The organism is Sporomusa sp. GT1, from assembly GCF_014634905.1.
In the GTDB taxonomy this organism is placed as follows: domain Bacteria; phylum Bacillota; class Negativicutes; order Sporomusales; family Sporomusaceae; genus Sporomusa; species Sporomusa sphaeroides.
The window spans coordinates 556319-572253 of sequence record NZ_BMBX01000001.1 but is presented as its reverse complement, the minus strand read 5'-3'; the positions used below and the strand labels follow the sequence as shown (position 1 = coordinate 572253).

Genomic DNA, 15935 nt, shown 5'->3' with positions numbered 1-15935 from the left:
ATGGCAAAGGTTGTTAAGATAGCTATTGCCGGTGAGGGTGGTCAAGGTGTTCAGTCCATTGCCGAAATCCTGGCTGAAGCTGCCAATGAAGAAGGAAAGAATGCGTTATATATTCCCAACTTCGGTGTAGAGCAGCGCGGCGGCGTTTCTATTGCCTTTGTACAGGTAAGTGACGGCGAGATTGGCGCTCCTAAGTTTCAGAAAGCCGATATTCTTATTCCGGTAAGTCCGCGTGCGGTTCAGCGGACAAAAACCTATGCCGGGAAAGATACGGTATATATATATGATAATTCGCTTATTCAGGAAGGCCAGGTGAGTGACAACATTATCGGCATGCAATATTTTGATGTAACGCCGCCATGTCCGACAGCCGAGCACCCTAATGCTGATTTGCCGCAGGACTTGATTGCCGGCGAGCCTAAAACCTGTTCGTTCACTAAACCCGGTCCGGGTGTTGATCCTGCCGATATTCCCGAAGTTAAAAAGGTTGTGGCCATCCCTGCCAATGATATTGCCAAAAACGAAATGCATCCGCGTGTTTTCAATATTATTATTCTTGGTGCAGTCATTGCAGCAACCGAACTGCTGCCGATGGACAGCATTAAGAGAGCGCTGGAAAGCAAACTTGGTGACAAGTTTAAGCAAAATCCCAAACTCCGCGATATGAACTTTGAGGCTCTGGAGCGCGGCTACAAACTCATTAAGAGTGCGATGTAAGGAGGGGAAAAAATGGCTAAAGTTAATTGGGAATCTGCAAAATATGACGGAGAAAAAGGCTTCTGGGCTACTTTCCCTAACCTATGCAAAGGCTGCGGCTTATGTATAGAAAAATGTCCGGTAAAGTGCATTGGCTGGTCGGAAGAGCTGGGTGTTTATGGTACACCGCGTGTCGAAGCCGATATGGAAAAGTGCATTCTTTGCGGTATTTGTCAGATGGTATGTCCGGATTGCGCTATTCGGGTGGAAAAAAATAAATAATCCAACTATTATTGTAGACTATTATCGATGAAATGGTGTATTATAGAAACAGATTCTGTCTTGTAGGTGATTATTGAGTGAGTAAATTTCCAGACAATATTTTTGATATAGTTAGTGAAGACCTTGTGGCTGTTGAAGAGGAACTGTACTCTATAATACAATCGCCGGTAGACATGGTTAATGATATTGGTGTGCATCTGGTGCAAGCGGGCGGTAAACGCATACGGCCCGCTTTGTATCTATTGTGTGCCCGTGGCGGGGTTCCCAATCAGGCGGAACTGCTGCCTATGGCGGTGGCTATTGAGCTTATCCACATGGCAACTCTGGTGCATGATGATATTATTGACAATGCCGCTACCCGGCGCGGCCGGCCAACCGCTAATGCCCGTTGGGGCAATCACAGTTCGGTATTAACAGGAGACTATTTATTTGCCAAGGCATTTTCAGCCATTATTTTGGCCCGGAAAAATATGCTAAAAATTTTGACAGATGTGATTTGTAATATCTGCGAGGGCGAGATCATACAACTGAAAGAAGCATTTAATGCCAATCAGACTGAGGCCGACTATCGTCTTAGAGTAGCCCAAAAGACGGCTGACTTTATTGCCGCCAGCTGCGAGCTTGGGGCAATTGCCGGCGGTCTTGACGAAAAGAGTGTTATCCGGGTCCGGGAATATGGATATGCGCTGGGCATGGCCTTTCAAATAACCGACGATATCCTGGATATCACAGCTTCTGCCGAACAGTTGGGTAAACCGGTTGGCAATGATTTGCGGCAGGGAATAGTAACACTGCCGGTCATATATGCCTTAAAAAATAGCCCGCGCTCAGATGAACTGCGAAATATTATCATAAACCAGAAAATGTCTGATGATGAAGTTAAGCGAGGCTTAGAAATCATTCACCAAACAGAAGCTGTTGAGTACAGCTATGGGCAGGTGCATACCTATTTGCAACATGCCCGCAATAGTTTGCCGGCAACACTTAATAGCTCTGTGAGAGAATCCTTGTTTGCAGTAGCCGACTTTGTGGGACTGCGTAAATACTAGTGTGATCTCCGGAGGTGCTAATGTTTAAGCCTGTTAAAACCAAAAAAGTATATGAAGAAATCATCGGGCAGATAAAAAAACTGATTATTGACGGTAAATTGCAGCCGGGAGACAAATTGCTTTCCGAAAGAGAGCTTGCAGAAACCTTGGATGTCAGTCGCGCCTCGGTACGCGAAGCTTTCAGTGCTCTGGAAATTATGGGCATTATTACCATTCGTCCCGGTGAAGGCAGCTTTGTCAGGCAGGTTTCCTATGAAGGCATGATGGAACCGTTATCATTCTTTTTACAAGTAGAGATTGATGATCTTTTTCAATTGCTTGAGGTGCGTAAGATTCTCGAAATAGAAACGGCAGCGCTGGCTGCCATGCGGGCAACACCGGAAGATCTTGAAGATATAAAGTGCGCGCTTGCTTCTATGCTTGAAGAAGTTAATACCGGCGGTATCGGGGAACATGGTGATGCAGCTTTTCATTTTTCAATTGCCAAGGCGGCTAATAATCCGGTTTTGATCAAAGTAATGCATACCATCACCGATTTATTGACCAAAACGTTTCGCACCACCCGGCAAAAAATGTTTCTGATTGAAAATATGCCAACACTGTTGCATCAATCTCATTATGAGATATATGAAGCCATCACTGCCCACAATCCACGCTTAGCCAGACGCAAAATGCAAGAACATCTTAGTTTGGTTGAAAGTGTGCTTGCCAAAATTAAAAAGGGTGAGCTCGACACTCCCAAAATGCAGGGAGACAGTAAAAAGTTGCAGATTCCTAATGAAGATTACGGCTTTCCTTCGTAATGTGCTTGGCAGGGCATATAAGGGCAGCCGTATTTTTGTTGTTGCTTTGTCGCATTGTTTTTTTTGGAGCGGACAGGTATAATATATTATATGTCCAAGAATGAAAAGGGGGATGGTAGCTATGTTTAGTTTTAGTATGCCGGAATTGGTGTTGATATTAGTCATTGCTTTGATTGTATTTGGTCCGGGAAAACTTCCGGAAGTTGGTAAGGCAATTGGCAAGGGAATTCAGGAATTCCGACGGGCCAGCACGGATATTGCCAATCCTAAAGAAGAAACGACTAAAGTTGAGGCCAAAACCATTGATAACAAGCAGACTGACGAGCATAAGTGAGGGGTTTGATGCCTGAGAATACGCGTAATGAGGATAATAACCGGGTAACACCTGAAACCACGGAAAACACCGGAGTAATATACAGCGATAAAGTTATTCGTGAAGACAGCCGACCAGACGCGTCTAGGATTGATGAAGAACCACCGCAAGGCTCAATGTCGCTAATCGGACACCTGGAAGAACTGCGGCGCCGTCTGATCACCATGATTGCAGCTATTGTCATAGGCAGCATTGCCTGCTATTTCTATGCTGCTGAAATTACCGCACTTATCACTGTATCGGCTGGAAAGCTTTACTATATGAATCCGGCAGAAGCATTCTTTACCTATTTGAAGGTTTCCTTCTTTGCCGGATTTTTATTAGCTTTGCCGATAGTTATGTATCAATTGTGGGCCTTTATTGTACCGGCCATGACAAATAATGAGCGTACGGCCGGGATTTTTTTGGTGCCTGCTTCCATTGTTTTATTTTTTGTCGGTCTGCTATTTTCCTATTATCTTGTCCTGCCGGCAGGAATTAGATTTTTTATGGGATTTGCGACAGACAACCTTCAACCGATGTTTTCCATAGGACAATATTTGTCTTTTGTCATTTCCTTTCTTTTGCCTTTTGGCTTTATTTTTGAATTGCCGTTATTTATACTGGTGATGGCCAAGATGGGCATTATCAGTTCCCAATTTCTCCTGGCTAAACGTAAGCTGGTGCTGGTGATGTCTTTTGTGGTCGGGGCTGTAATTTCACCCACCCCTGATGTTTTTTCGCAAACGATGATAGCAGTACCCATGATCCTGTTATATGAAATAAGCATATTAATTGTAAAACATATATTGCAAAAGTAGATTTTTACCTCGCAAACTCGAAAGGAGTATTGACTTGGCCTACAATGATCTACGGGAATTTATTGCTGCACTGGAGTCGCGGGGGTGGCTGAAACGCATCAGTCATCCAGTCGATTGTGAGCTTGAAATTACCGAAATTACCGACCGGGTCTCTAAAATGCAAGGAGATAAGAATGTCGCCCTGCTGTTTGAGAATGTTACAGGCTATGATGTGCCGGTATTAATGAATGCGTTCGGTAGTATGGAACGTATGGCTTTAGCGCTTGGTGTCGATAAAATTGATGATATTGCCCAGGAAATACGACAAATTTTGAAGCTGCCTTATATTTCATTACAAAATAAACTGGATTTGGTTAAAATTATTCCGACAGCTAAACGGGCAATCAATTTTCCTAAATATGTAAAAAATGCACCGTGCAAGGAAGTCATTATTAAAGATCAGCCTTCACTGGATAAATTTCCGATACTGAAATGCTGGCCGGGAGATGCCGGCCGGTTTATTACATTGCCGTTGGTATTCACCAAGAACCCTGTTAATGGCAAACGTAATGTTGGCATGTACCGGTTACAGGTTTTTGACCAAAAAACAACAGGCATGCATTGGCATATTCACAAAAACGGGGCCGAAAATTACCGTGCCCACAGGGAGTTAGGCAAAGATAAGATCGAAGTTGCGGTTGCCATTGGCGGCGATCCTGTGATTACCTATGCGGCTACAGCACCTTTGCCGCGGGATATTGATGAAATGGTTTTTGCCGGTTTTTTAAGAAAAAAAGCCGTGGAAATGGTTAAATGTGAGACAATTGATGTTGAAGTACCGGCAGGTTCGGAGATTGTGCTTGAGGGCTATGTAAACCTGGACGAATTACGCCTGGAAGGGCCCTTTGGCGACCATACCGGCTACTATTCATTGGCCGATAATTACCCTGTTTTTCATATTACCTGCATAACTCATCGCAAAGATCCAATTTATCCGGCTACCATTGTGGGTAAGCCGCCGATGGAAGACTGCTTTCTGGCTAAAGCGACAGAACGCATTTTTTTGCCGGTGCTGCAAATGCAGCTGCCCGAGATTGTTGATATCAATCTGCCGCTGGAAGGCGTATTCCATAATTGTGCAGTGATATCCATTAAAAAGAGCTACCCGCAGCAGGCTAAAAAGGTAATGCACGCCATCTGGGGTATGGGACAAATGATGTTTACTAAAATGATTATTGTCGTTGATGAGCATGTTAATGTTCAGGTGATGGAGGAAGTTTGGTGGCGGGTATTTAATAATATTGATGCCAGGCGCGACATTGTTATGGTAGACGGACCGCTTGACGTTCTCGACCATTCCTCGCCAATGCCCAATTGGGGAACAAAAGTGGGTATTGACGCTACAAAATCATGGCCGTCGGAAGGACAAACCCGTGAATGGCCTGATGAGATCACCATGTCTGACGACATTAAGAAAATGGTTGACGTTAAATGGAAGGATTTGGGACTTGAGTAAGTTAAAAGCCCACCTTGATAATATTGCTTTGTCCCATTCCGTGTTTGCGCTGCCATTTGCCTATATGGGAGCGTTTTTGGCTGCCGGCGGTTTCCCCAGTGCTCACGACCTTTTGTGGGTTACGCTGGCTATGATCGGTGCCCGCAGTGCGGCACTGGCTCTTAATAATTATATTGATTTAAAATATGACAGGCAGCATCCCCGGTTTACCAAACGGCCAATGGTTACCGGCGCGGTGAAAACCTGGGAGGCCGCTCTTCTCATTATTGTTTGTCTCCTGGTGTTCCTTCTGGCTGCATCCCAATTGCAACCGCTTTGCTTAAAACTCTGGCCGTTAGCACTGATACCTTTAGTCGTCTATCCGTATATGAAGCGATTTTCCTGGACCTGTCATTTGGTTCTGGGGGTGGCCTTGGCGGCAGCCCCTGTTGGTGCGTGGATTGCCGTTGCCGGTGAAGTTTCTTATGCTGTACTTTTTCTCGGATTATCGGTGGGGGTATGGATTGCTGCCTTTGACGTGATCTATGGCTGTCAGGATGTGGCGTTTGATAAAACCCATGGCCTCCACTCAATGGCGGTACGTTTCGGTGTTGACGGCGCTTTGAAGCTGTCGAAATACATGCATGGCATAAGTATTTTTGGTTTTATGATTGTCGGAGTATTGTTGAATTTGCATTTTATCTATTATATTGGCGTGGCATTAGCTGCCATTGTTTTAATCTATCAGCATTCTATTGTCAGTCCGGATGATTTGCGCCAGGTTACTCAGCGCTATTTCATGCGCAACGGCTTGGTGAGCACTTTGCTGTTTATCTTTACCGTTATTTCATTATATATGGTGCGGTAAACAATAGTGCTTGGATTAGTAATGGTGCGAAATTTAGCTATATTTGTAAATATACCAAAGACATTACATAACAAAACCTCTCTGCTTTTCGACAAGAGAGGTTTTGTTATGTAATAAAATGAAAATTCGCTAAAATGCGACAATAATATTTTTTTTGAGCAGTTAAAAACTAGCAGGAATTTCAGAATATAAAGCGAATTTTTTCAAATGAAATGTATGTGAAATAACAAACAAATAATGTTGCCGGGAAAACATGCTGTTGTTATTTCAAATTAACGGAAGAATTGGGAGGATTAAGAACCATGAGTATGCTAGACAAGTCCTGCTCTGATTTTCTGGAAGTGCTGGCCTCCAAAGCTCCGGTACCGGGCGGTGGCGGTGCAGCAGCCCTTGGCGGTGCCATCGGGATGGCTCTTTCCAACATGGTCGGCAACCTGACTGTGGGCAAAAAGAAATATGCCGAAGTGGAAGAGGAAGTTAAAGACCTAATTGTTAAAGGCAACAAGGTAATTGATGATTTAAAAAAATTGGTGGATGAGGATGCGGCGGTATTTGAGCCACTTTCCAAAGCCTATGGCTTGCCCAAAGACACACCAGAGCAGATAGCTTATAAAGAACAAGTTATGGAAAAATGCTCGAAAGATGCCTGTGAAGGCCCGATGGAAATTATGCGTAAATGCTACGAAGGAATTAAACTGCACGAGCGCATGGGTCAAATTGGCACCAATTTGGCAATTTCCGATGTCGGCTGCGGCGTAGTATTTTTAAAATCCGCCCTGATCAGCGGGATGCTCAATGTTGTGATAAACCTGAATACAATTAAGGATCAGGAATATGTTAACAAAAACAAAGCGGAAATGGAACAATTGCTAGCCGATGGCTCCAGAATCGCTGATGCTACGCTTGAACTGGTTCTTAATAAGATAAAGAAATAGGAGGAATCTGACGATGGCCGAAAGATTAGCCGGTAAAGCGGTGGCCGATGCCATGAAGGAGGAACTCTCCCAAAAGGTGGCAGCCATTAAAGCTAAAGGTATTACTCCCAAGTTGGGGATTATCCGGGTCGGTGCCCGTCCTGACGATCTCTTCTATGAGGGCGGCGCCAAGAAAACCTGTGAGTCCATTGGCATGGAATACCAAGTTTTCGAATATCCTGCCGATATTGATCAGGCTGCTTTTGAAAAAGCCGTGATCGAGGTTGGCGCTAATAAAGAAGTCAATGGTATTCTCATGTTTGCGCCATTGCCCAAGCAATTGGATGAGAAAAAAATCCGCAGTCTTATTCCTGTAGAAAAAGATGTCGACTGCATGACCATTGGCAGTGCCGCTAAAGTTTACACCGACGATCCTACCGGCTTCCCGCCCTGTACTCCTACGGCCTGTATGGATATTCTCAAATTCTATGATATCCCGTTAAAAGGTAAGAAAGCCGTTGTCCTGGGTCGTTCCCAAGTAGTTGGCAAGCCTGTTGCCATGCTGCTCTTAAGAGAGAATGCAACAGTAACCATTTGCCATTCACGGACAGATAATCTGCCGGCAGTCTGTGCCGACGCCGATGTTCTCATTGCCGCAGTGGGCCGGGCCAAAATGGTTAAGGCTAATTTTGTAAAACCAGGTCAAGTAGTAATTGACGTTGGGATTAATGAAGATCCGGACAATCCTGGAAAATATTGCGGTGATGTTGACTACGCCGAAGTAGAGCCGATTGTTGCCAAAATCACTCCGGTTCCCGGCGGTGTTGGCTCAGTTACAACCGTCGTGCTCTGCAAGCAAACCATTCAGGCTTGCGAAATGCAAAACGGATTGGCTTAACAATATTTGTAATTCTGCTATTGCACTAGGGGGCACAGCCAATGCAAACCGGTAACAGTAATTCACAGCATCTGCAGGATGGCTATCAGTTGGCTTATGAAAAAGCTTGCGCTGGCTTAGCTGCTAAAAATCCGGAAGAAATGGCCGCAAACAGTGGCGCTGAATTTGATGGTGGTGTATTTACACTCCAATATATAAATGAAATGTACACTGTAAGCTATCCTGAAGGGGAAGTCAGCTTTGTCGGACGCCAGGAACCGGTGCCGATAGCCACTAAAGTAGTTTTGCTTCACTACCTGTTTACTGCAAGCGGACACGCTCTGTCCGGGCAGTTGATATCTTTTAAAGAAATACCAGGCGGCATGATTTATTTGCAGCCATTCAATGGCCGGGTACTTGGCGGTTTTAAGGCTATATTTGGGAAAAAATCCGGTTTATTACGCCAAGTGGGTGAAAAACTGGGAGTTACATTTGCCAAATATGGTGATGTCGCTATTACACTGGATATTTTACCGCGCATTCCGATAACCTATGTTATCTGGGAAGGGGACGAGGAGTTCCCGGCAAATGCAACTGTATTATTTGATGCTACGGCTCAGTATTATCTGCCCACCGAGGATTTAGTGGTGGCTGCTGCTGCCGGTGCCAGTTTGCTCAATAAAGCAGTTCGAACCTTAAGTTAAGAGGTGATCATACTGCCTGTATTTAACAGACAATTCGTTATATACCGGCAATATGAAATTTTCGCAAACAATGCAATTTGTTTGAGATAACCAATTTAAGGAGGTGAAACCTTGAAAATTGCAGTCTCCGGCAAAGGCGGCGTCGGAAAAACGTCTGTCTCTGCCAGTTTAGCTAAATTATTTGCCCGTGAGGGCCGCCGCGTTTACGCAGTAGACGCTGATCCTGATGCAAGTTTAGGCTTGGCTTTAGGAATTCCTGATGATATCTTGGCTAAAGTAATTCCACTAATTGACATGGAAGAAACCATTAAGCAGAAAAGTGCCGGTGGGGGTTTATTCTATAGTCTTAATCCTGATGTGGATGACATATTAGATGAGTATTCCATTAGCGTGGGTAACATCAGATTTTTACGAATGGGCGCTATTAAACCAGGCGGTTCGGCATGTTATTGCCGCGAAAATGCATTTCTGTTCTCCGTAGTAGACGCTTTGATCCTGGATAAGGACGATGTGGTTATTCTTGATATGGGAGCAGGCATTGAACACTTGACCCGTGGCACATCAAAAGGTGTAGACCTGATGCTTGTTGTTACAGAACCGAGTAAGACCAGTGTTCAAACCGCAAGAGTAGTCATGCAGCTGGCTAATGATTTGGGCATTGAGGTTACAAAAGTTATTGCTAATAAGATTCGTTCTCCGAAAGAAGAAGTATTCATCCAGGAACAGTTTACGACTCAAGAACTGTTAGGTGTCATTCGCTTTGATGACGAACTGCTGGATGTCGCTCTCGGAAACGAAGCAGACATACTTACCGGAGCCTTCAAAACGACCATGGAAGAAATCTATGGACGTATCGTTACAGGATGTAAAGTTAAAAAATAGCTTGCATTCTTAAATAACAACTTAAAAGGGGGATTTAGATTTATGGCTTGGGATGCTACGCAAATGAAGGATTGGCAAATCGCTGAGGCGGCGGAGGCCGCAGGAAATCTTCCCAGTACCGAGAAGTACCAGGAAATTCTGGGACTGCAAAAGGACGAAATTATTCCTTACGGCAAAACCCCGAAAGTCGATTTTCTGAAAGTCATTGACCGCTTGAAGGATAAACCTGACGGCAACTACATTGAGGTAACCGCCATTACTCCTACTCCGCTTGGTGAAGGCAAATCAACTACCTCCATCGGTATCATGGAAGGTCTTGGAAAACGCGGTGTAAACGTTGGCGGTGCCCTAAGGCAGCCTTCCGGCGGACCTACCATGAACGTTAAGGGCACTGCTGCCGGCGGCGGTAATGCGCTCCTCATTCCGATGACTGAGTTTTCGCTTGGTTTGACCGGCGACATCAATGACATTATGAATGCGCATAACCTGGGTATGGTAGCTATGAATGCCAGAATGCAGCATGAGGCTAACTATACTGATGCTGAATTGGCTAAGAGAAACCTCAAGCGTTTAGATATTGACCCCAAAAATATAGAAATGGGCTGGGTAATTGACTTTGCAGCCCAAGGTCTCCGTAACATCATTATGGGTCTTGGTGGTAAAAAAGACGGCTTTATGATGCATTCCAAGTTCGGTATTGCTGTTGGCTCTGAATTGATGGCTATTTTGGCTGTTGCGAAAGATCTGGCAGATATGCGCGAACGCTTCAAGCATATCGTAGTTGGTTATAACAGACAAGGCGATCCTGTCACTACCGGTGACCTGGAAGTTGATGGCGCTATGACTGCCTGGATGCGCAATACCATCAATCCGACACTTTGCTCCACCGTGGAAGGTCAGCCTTGCTTCGTACATGCCGGCCCGTTTGCCAATATCGCTATCGGTCAGTCCTCTATTATTGCTGACCGCATAGGCTTGAAGTGCTTTGATTATCATGTAACTGAATCTGGTTTTGCTGCCGACATCGGCTTTGAAAAATTCTGGAACGTTAAGTGCCGCTTAAGCGGACTTAAGCCTAACGTTTCTATCCTGGTTGCCACTGTTCGCGCCCTTAAGATGCATGGTGGCGGACCTACCGTTGTACCAGGCCGTCCGCTTCCTGACGAGTACACCAAAGAAAACCTTAGCCTCTTAGAAAAAGGCTGTGAAAACATGGTGCACTTGATCAACATGATTAAGAAATCCGGTATTAAGCCTGTTGTTTGTATCAATGCTTTCTACACAGATACTGCTGCCGAACATGCGCTGGTGAAAAGGATTGCTGAACAAGCAGGCGCTCGCGCCGCTGTTTCCGAGCATTGGGCCAAGGGTGGCGACGGCGCTCTTGATTTGGCTGATGCTGTTATGGATGCTTGTAAAGAAAAAGTTGATTTCAAATATCTGTATCCGCTTGAAATGCCGCTTCGTCAACGCGTTGAGCTTATTGCCAAAGAAGTTTACGGTGCCGATGGCGTTGACTGGGCTCCGCTGGCTCAAGAAAAAGCACAGAAATTTGAGTCTGATCCTAAATACGCCGATTACTGCACTATGATGGTTAAGAGCCACCTGTCCTTGTCGCATGAACCGACCTGGAAAGGCGTACCGAAAGGCTGGAGACTGCCGATTCGCGACATCCTGGTTTATGGCGGCGCCAAGTTCCTCTGCCCGATGGCCGGTGCTATCAGCTTGATGCCGGGAACCAGCTCTGACCCTGCATATCGCCGTATTGATGTTGACGTTAATACCGGTAAAGTTAGCGGTTTGTTCTAAATTTTATAAAAAAACAAAAATATACAAAAATTTTCTCATAACTCAGCAGGTATTCGCCCGCCTAAGGGCGAATACCTGTAAATATAGAGTTTGTGAAAAAATCCTCATAATTAAACAATCCTGAGTAGCTAAGCTCCTTGTAAGTGGATTCACCTGAAAAACAACTATGATGAACATAGGGAGGAAAAGAAGAATGTCCGAACAAAGAACAATTGACGTGGCAGCAACTCAGATGCTGGATAAAGCCAAAGAAATCGGCTTTTTAACAACATTTGATCGCGCCAAAGCTCAAGAGCCTCGTTGTACCTTTGGCAATACTGGTATCTGCTGCCGTATTTGCTTACAAGGTCCTTGCCGCATTCTGCCCAAGAAACCAGGTGGTAATAAAGGTATTTGTGGTGCCGCTGACTACACCATCGTTGCTAGAAATACCGTTCGTTACATTGCAGGCGGCGCTGCGGCTCACTCTGACCATGGCCGCGAAATCGCTCAGGTTCTTCTGCATGTTGCTGAAGGCCATAACCATGACTATAAGATTACTGATACCGATAAGCTTATGCGTGTTGCTAAAAATATCGGTATTAAAACCGAGGGCCGCGAAGTAATGGATATCTGTAAAGATGTTGCCAGTGCTGCCCTTGCCGAGTTTGGCCGTGTAGATGAAACCCAGGAGCTTACCTGGCTTAAGGCCTATGCTCCTGAAGAGAGACTGGACGTATGGCGTAAAACTGCTATTATTCCTGCCGGTATTAACCTTAGCCTGGCTAAATTGCTTCATCAAACCCATGTTGGTACTGACGCTGATCCCGTTAACATTATCTTCGGTGGTCTGAAGGCAGCTCTTTGCGATTACGATGGTCAACATCTTGCAACCGATCTGTCCGACATTCTTTTCGGTACTGGCGTACCTGTAGTAACTGAAGCTAACCTTGGTGCCATTAAAGCTGACAAAGTTAACATAGCTCTCCACGGTCACAATCCGCTTCTCTCGCAAATGGTTGTAAACGCAGCGAAAGAAATGCAGGAAGAAGCCAAGGCTGCCGGCGCTGCCGGGATCAACCTTGTTGGTATCTGCTGTACCGGTAACGAGGTTCTGACTCGTGAAGGTGTTGCCATTGCCACTAACTTTGCTACTCAAGAGCTTGCAGTAATGACCGGCGCTATGGACGCCATGGTTGTTGACGTTCAGTGCATTATGCCGAGCTTGCGTTCTGCTGCTGAATGCTTCCACACTAAGATCATTACCACCATGCCTATCATGAAGATTCCCGGATCCTATCACTTCGCTTTTGATGAGGATCATGCGGTTGAAAGCGCAAAGGAAATCATTCGTTTGGCAATAGAAGCTTACAAAACCCGCGACCAAGCCCAGGTTAACATTCCCAATATCAAGAATAAAGTCGTGGCTGGTTTCACCCTTGAAGCTATCCTCAATATCTTTGGTAAAATTAACCCTGAAAACCCAATCCGCGTAATTGTTGATGCTATGGAAGCCGGCGAAATCAAAGGTATTGCCGCGCTGATCGGTTGTAACAACCTTAAAGGCACTCACGACTACAACCATACTGCTATGGCTAAAGAACTGGCTAAGAACGATATCTTCCTCTTGGCCGGCGGCTGTTCCGCTCAAGCCCATGCCCTTGCCGGCATGATGAACGGTGATGCAGTTAAAGAGTATGCTGGTGAAGGCCTCAAGAAGTTCTATGCCCGCCTGAACGCTGCGGCAGGCTTGACTGAGGAGCTTCCGCTTATGTTCCATACCGGTTCCTGCGTTGACTATAGCCGTCAGCAAGACTTTGTAAATCTGGTTGCAAAAGAAATGGGCGTATCCGTACCTGAAGTTCCATTTGTCGTAAGTGCACCGGAAGCCATGTCCGAAAAGGCTGTTGCCATCGGTTCCTGGAACGTTGCTTACGGTAACGCGGTACATGTAGGCGTTATTGCCCCGACTGTTGGCAGCCAGCTTGTAAATGATGTTGTCACCAAAGTTGCGGAAGATGTATTTGGCGGTTTCTTCTTCTGGGAAACTGATGCGCTGAAAGCAGCTGCCAGAACTGTGGAAATTATTGAAGAGCGTAGCTGGAAGATTGCAATGCGCAAAAAAGCCCGTGATGCACAAGCGGCTGCTGAGTAATAAAAAAAATAGTACTTTGCTATTAGCTACTCAATAGATAATGAGAATTGACTCTATGAAGGAGGAAGAAAAACAATATGTCTATGGAGCTTTTTAAAGGCGCCTATGAAGGTGCTGTCACAGCTACCAGCTACGCAGAAATTCTTCTGGCGAAAGCTATTAAGGAATACGGTGCCGACTGCCCGGTTAAATATCCTGAAACCGCATACAGATTACCGGTTATCACTGCGCTGAGCGGTGAGGAAGTAAATACAATTGGTGATCTCGCTCCCATTCTTAATCGGGTTCGGACCACTAACATAAAAGAAGAACTGAATTTCGAAAATGCTAAATTGAACGGTGAAGCTACCCTGTATGCAGCTGAGGTTATTGAAGCACTTCGTTACATCAATGGTGCTAAACCTGATAAATACCCGTACTGCGGTTTTATCGGTGATCCTATTCTTCGTAAATTCGGTGTACCTTTGGTTGACCAAACTATCCCTGGTGTTGCTGTTATCGTCGGTAAGGGCAAAGATAGCAAGTCTACCGCCAAACTGGTAAAAGACCTCCAATCCAAAGGCATCATGATCTTCCTGGCCAACGAAGTAATCGAGCAATGTATTGAAGAAAATGTTAAAATTGGCGCTGACTTCATTACCTTCCCTCTCGGCAACTTCACCCAGGTTATCCATGCCGTTAACTTTGCTTTCCGCGCCGGTCTCGCTTTCGGTGGTATTCCTGCCGGACAGCGTGAACGTGCTATTGAATATCAGGCAAAACGCGTACTTGCGTTCGTAATCCAGCTTGGACCTAATGATATCGTTAAATTTGCTGCTGAGTTTGGTGCTATCTTCATGGGCTTCCCGATTGTCACCGACCAGCCGGTTGCCGAAGAAATTCCTGACTGGTATCAATCCGAGCCTGATTATGAGAAGATCGGTAAACTCGGTCTTGAAATGCGCGGCATTAAAATTAAAATTGTCGATATCCCTGTACCTATCACCATTGGACCGGCTTTCGAAGGCGAAACCATCCGTAAAAAAGATGCACATGTCGAGTTCGGCGGCGGCCGCTCCACCAGCTTCGAGCTTGTTCGCATGGCTGAGGCCGATCAGGTTGAAGACGGTAAAATCGAAGTTATTGGACCGGAAATTGACGAAATGCCGGAAGGCAGCGTCTTCCCGCTGGGCCTTATGATTGACGTCTATGGCCGTAAGATGCAGGAAGACTTCGAAGGCGTGCTTGAGCGCCGTATCCACTATTTCATTAACTATGGAGAAGGTTTGTGGCATGTAGCCCAGCGTAACATGATGTGGGTGCGTATCGGCAAAAACGCTAAAGAATTAGGTTTCAAAATTAAAGATATCGGCGAAATTCTTATTGCCAAGTTCAAATCAGATTATCCGGCAATTATTGACCGGGTACAAGTTACCATTATCACTGATAAAGATGTTATTGAAGATAAAATTAAGCTTGCTATTGAAAAATACGCTGCCCGTGACGCCCGTCTCAAAGGCCTCACTGACGAAGCTGTCGAAACCTGGTACACATGCACACTCTGCCAATCCTTTGCACCTAACCATGTGTGTATTGTAACGCCAGAGCACGTAGGCTTGTGCGGTGCTGTTAGCTGGCTGGATGCCAAAGCCTCCAATGAAATTACCCCAACCGGCCCCAATCAGCCGGTTCTAAAAGGCGATTGCCTGGATCCCGTAAAAGGTCAGTGGCAAAACCTGAATGACTTCTTCTATACAGGCTCCAACCGGACGATAGAAAAGGTTAATTTTTACACCATGATGGAAGATCCGATGACTTCCTGCGGCTGTTTCGAAGCTATTATGGCGATATTACCGCTGTGTAATGGTGTCATGGTTACCACTCGTGAACATTCTGGTGAAACCCCTTGCGGTATGACTTTCTCCGGTTTGGCCGGTACTTGCGGCGGCGGTGTTCAAACCCCCGGTTTTATGGGATTGGGCCGTCGTTACCTCTGCAGCGCTAAGTTCATTCCTGCCGATGGTGGTCTCGGACGTGTTGTCTGGCTGCCGAAAGAACTCAAAGAATATCTCGGTCAAGACCTCGTTGATGCTGCTGTGGCTGCAGGTCTTGGAGCAGACTTCGTTGACAAGATTGCTGACGAAACTGTAGGTATCACTGAAGAAGAAATCCTGCCGTTCCTTGAAGAAAAACAACATCCGGCTCTCACAATGGATCCGATGATGTAATTAACCTAAGTAACCTTTTTGGAAGAATTCGGGACACATCCGGATAACAGCATAGTGTTTCTG

General features: G+C 45.5%; 15 protein-coding genes. All 15 read left to right on the top strand.

The annotated features are described in order from the left end of the window. The 15 genes from GT1_RS02925 to acsB all read left to right on the top strand — a co-directional run bounded on the left by GT1_RS02925 (nt 1) and on the right by acsB (nt 15872). Complete coding sequence (locus GT1_RS02925) at nt 1-717, top strand: 2-oxoacid:acceptor oxidoreductase family protein (RefSeq protein WP_075754427.1); 717 nt, start codon at nt 1-3, stop codon at nt 715-717. 12 nt (nt 718-729) lie between these two features. Then, on the top strand, nt 730-978 hold the full coding sequence (locus GT1_RS02920; protein WP_188397235.1) for a 4Fe-4S binding protein: 249 nt from the start codon (nt 730-732) through the stop codon (nt 976-978). 98 nt (nt 979-1076) lie between these two features. Then, nucleotides 1077-2027 carry a polyprenyl synthetase family protein gene (locus tag GT1_RS02915; protein ID WP_075756002.1) on the top strand — a complete coding sequence of 317 codons (951 nt, stop codon included), beginning with the start codon at nt 1077-1079 and terminating at the stop codon, nt 2025-2027. Between the two features lie 20 nt (nt 2028-2047). Continuing rightward, nucleotides 2048-2830: a FadR/GntR family transcriptional regulator gene (locus tag GT1_RS02910; RefSeq protein ID WP_075754431.1), complete on the top strand. Its 783-nt coding sequence runs from the start codon at nt 2048-2050 to the stop codon at nt 2828-2830. A gap of 121 nt (nt 2831-2951) precedes the next feature. Further along, on the top strand, nt 2952-3164 hold the full coding sequence (locus GT1_RS02905; RefSeq protein ID WP_188397232.1) for a twin-arginine translocase TatA/TatE family subunit: 213 nt from the start codon (nt 2952-2954) through the stop codon (nt 3162-3164). Nucleotides 3165-3172: 8 nt separating this feature from the next. Further along, nucleotides 3173-4003 carry a twin-arginine translocase subunit TatC gene (tatC, locus tag GT1_RS02900; RefSeq protein WP_223226015.1) on the top strand — a complete coding sequence of 277 codons (831 nt, stop codon included), beginning with the start codon at nt 3173-3175 and terminating at the stop codon, nt 4001-4003. A gap of 34 nt (nt 4004-4037) precedes the next feature. Then, complete coding sequence (locus tag GT1_RS02895) at nt 4038-5498, top strand: menaquinone biosynthesis decarboxylase (RefSeq protein ID WP_188397230.1); 1461 nt, start codon at nt 4038-4040, stop codon at nt 5496-5498. Then, on the top strand, nt 5491-6345 hold the full coding sequence (locus GT1_RS02890; protein WP_075754437.1) for a UbiA-like polyprenyltransferase: 855 nt from the start codon (nt 5491-5493) through the stop codon (nt 6343-6345). Before GT1_RS02895 ends, GT1_RS02890 begins: the two co-directional genes overlap by 8 nt. Nucleotides 6346-6647: 302 nt before the next feature. Beyond that, a complete protein-coding gene (locus GT1_RS02885; protein ID WP_075754439.1) occupies nt 6648-7280 on the top strand; it encodes a cyclodeaminase/cyclohydrolase family protein in 633 nt (210 codons plus the stop codon). A 13-nt stretch (nt 7281-7293) separates the two neighbouring features. Next, nucleotides 7294-8157 carry a bifunctional 5,10-methylenetetrahydrofolate dehydrogenase/5,10-methenyltetrahydrofolate cyclohydrolase gene (locus tag GT1_RS02880; protein WP_075754441.1) on the top strand — a complete coding sequence of 288 codons (864 nt, stop codon included), beginning with the start codon at nt 7294-7296 and terminating at the stop codon, nt 8155-8157. Between the two features lie 41 nt (nt 8158-8198). Further along, on the top strand, nt 8199-8840 hold the full coding sequence (locus tag GT1_RS02875) for a DUF3786 domain-containing protein (RefSeq protein WP_188397228.1): 642 nt from the start codon (nt 8199-8201) through the stop codon (nt 8838-8840). 111 nt (nt 8841-8951) lie between these two features. After that, nucleotides 8952-9722 carry a P-loop NTPase gene (locus tag GT1_RS02870; protein WP_188397226.1) on the top strand — a complete coding sequence of 257 codons (771 nt, stop codon included), beginning with the start codon at nt 8952-8954 and terminating at the stop codon, nt 9720-9722. Between the two features lie 42 nt (nt 9723-9764). Next, a complete protein-coding gene (locus GT1_RS02865) occupies nt 9765-11531 on the top strand; it encodes a formate--tetrahydrofolate ligase (RefSeq protein WP_188397224.1) in 1767 nt (588 codons plus the stop codon). Nucleotides 11532-11724: 193 nt separating this feature from the next. Continuing rightward, nucleotides 11725-13665: an anaerobic carbon-monoxide dehydrogenase catalytic subunit gene (cooS, locus tag GT1_RS02860; RefSeq protein WP_188397222.1), complete on the top strand. Its 1941-nt coding sequence runs from the start codon at nt 11725-11727 to the stop codon at nt 13663-13665. Between the two features lie 77 nt (nt 13666-13742). Next, on the top strand, nt 13743-15872 hold the full coding sequence (gene acsB / locus GT1_RS02855; RefSeq protein ID WP_188397220.1) for an acetyl-CoA decarbonylase/synthase complex subunit alpha/beta: 2130 nt from the start codon (nt 13743-13745) through the stop codon (nt 15870-15872). The last annotated feature ends 63 nt before the right edge of the window (nt 15873-15935 follow it).

Excerpts from the sequence above, each read along its gene's own strand:
- GT1_RS02925 (WP_075754427.1), top strand. The coding sequence starts at position 1 with ATGGCAAAGGTTGTTAAGATAGCTATTGCCGGTGAGGGTGGTCAAGGT.
- GT1_RS02920 (WP_188397235.1), top strand. The coding sequence starts at position 730 with ATGGCTAAAGTTAATTGGGAATCTGCAAAATATGACGGAGAAAAAGGC.
- GT1_RS02910 (WP_075754431.1), top strand. The coding sequence starts at position 2,048 with ATGTTTAAGCCTGTTAAAACCAAAAAAGTATATGAAGAAATCATCGGG.
- GT1_RS02905 (WP_188397232.1), top strand. The coding sequence starts at position 2,952 with ATGTTTAGTTTTAGTATGCCGGAATTGGTGTTGATATTAGTCATTGCT.
- tatC (WP_223226015.1), top strand. The coding sequence starts at position 3,173 with ATGCCTGAGAATACGCGTAATGAGGATAATAACCGGGTAACACCTGAA.
- GT1_RS02885 (WP_075754439.1), top strand. The coding sequence starts at position 6,648 with ATGAGTATGCTAGACAAGTCCTGCTCTGATTTTCTGGAAGTGCTGGCC.
- GT1_RS02880 (WP_075754441.1), top strand. The coding sequence starts at position 7,294 with ATGGCCGAAAGATTAGCCGGTAAAGCGGTGGCCGATGCCATGAAGGAG.
- GT1_RS02875 (WP_188397228.1), top strand. The coding sequence starts at position 8,199 with ATGCAAACCGGTAACAGTAATTCACAGCATCTGCAGGATGGCTATCAG.
- GT1_RS02865 (WP_188397224.1), top strand. The coding sequence starts at position 9,765 with ATGGCTTGGGATGCTACGCAAATGAAGGATTGGCAAATCGCTGAGGCG.
- cooS (WP_188397222.1), top strand. The coding sequence starts at position 11,725 with ATGTCCGAACAAAGAACAATTGACGTGGCAGCAACTCAGATGCTGGAT.
- acsB (WP_188397220.1), top strand. The coding sequence starts at position 13,743 with ATGTCTATGGAGCTTTTTAAAGGCGCCTATGAAGGTGCTGTCACAGCT.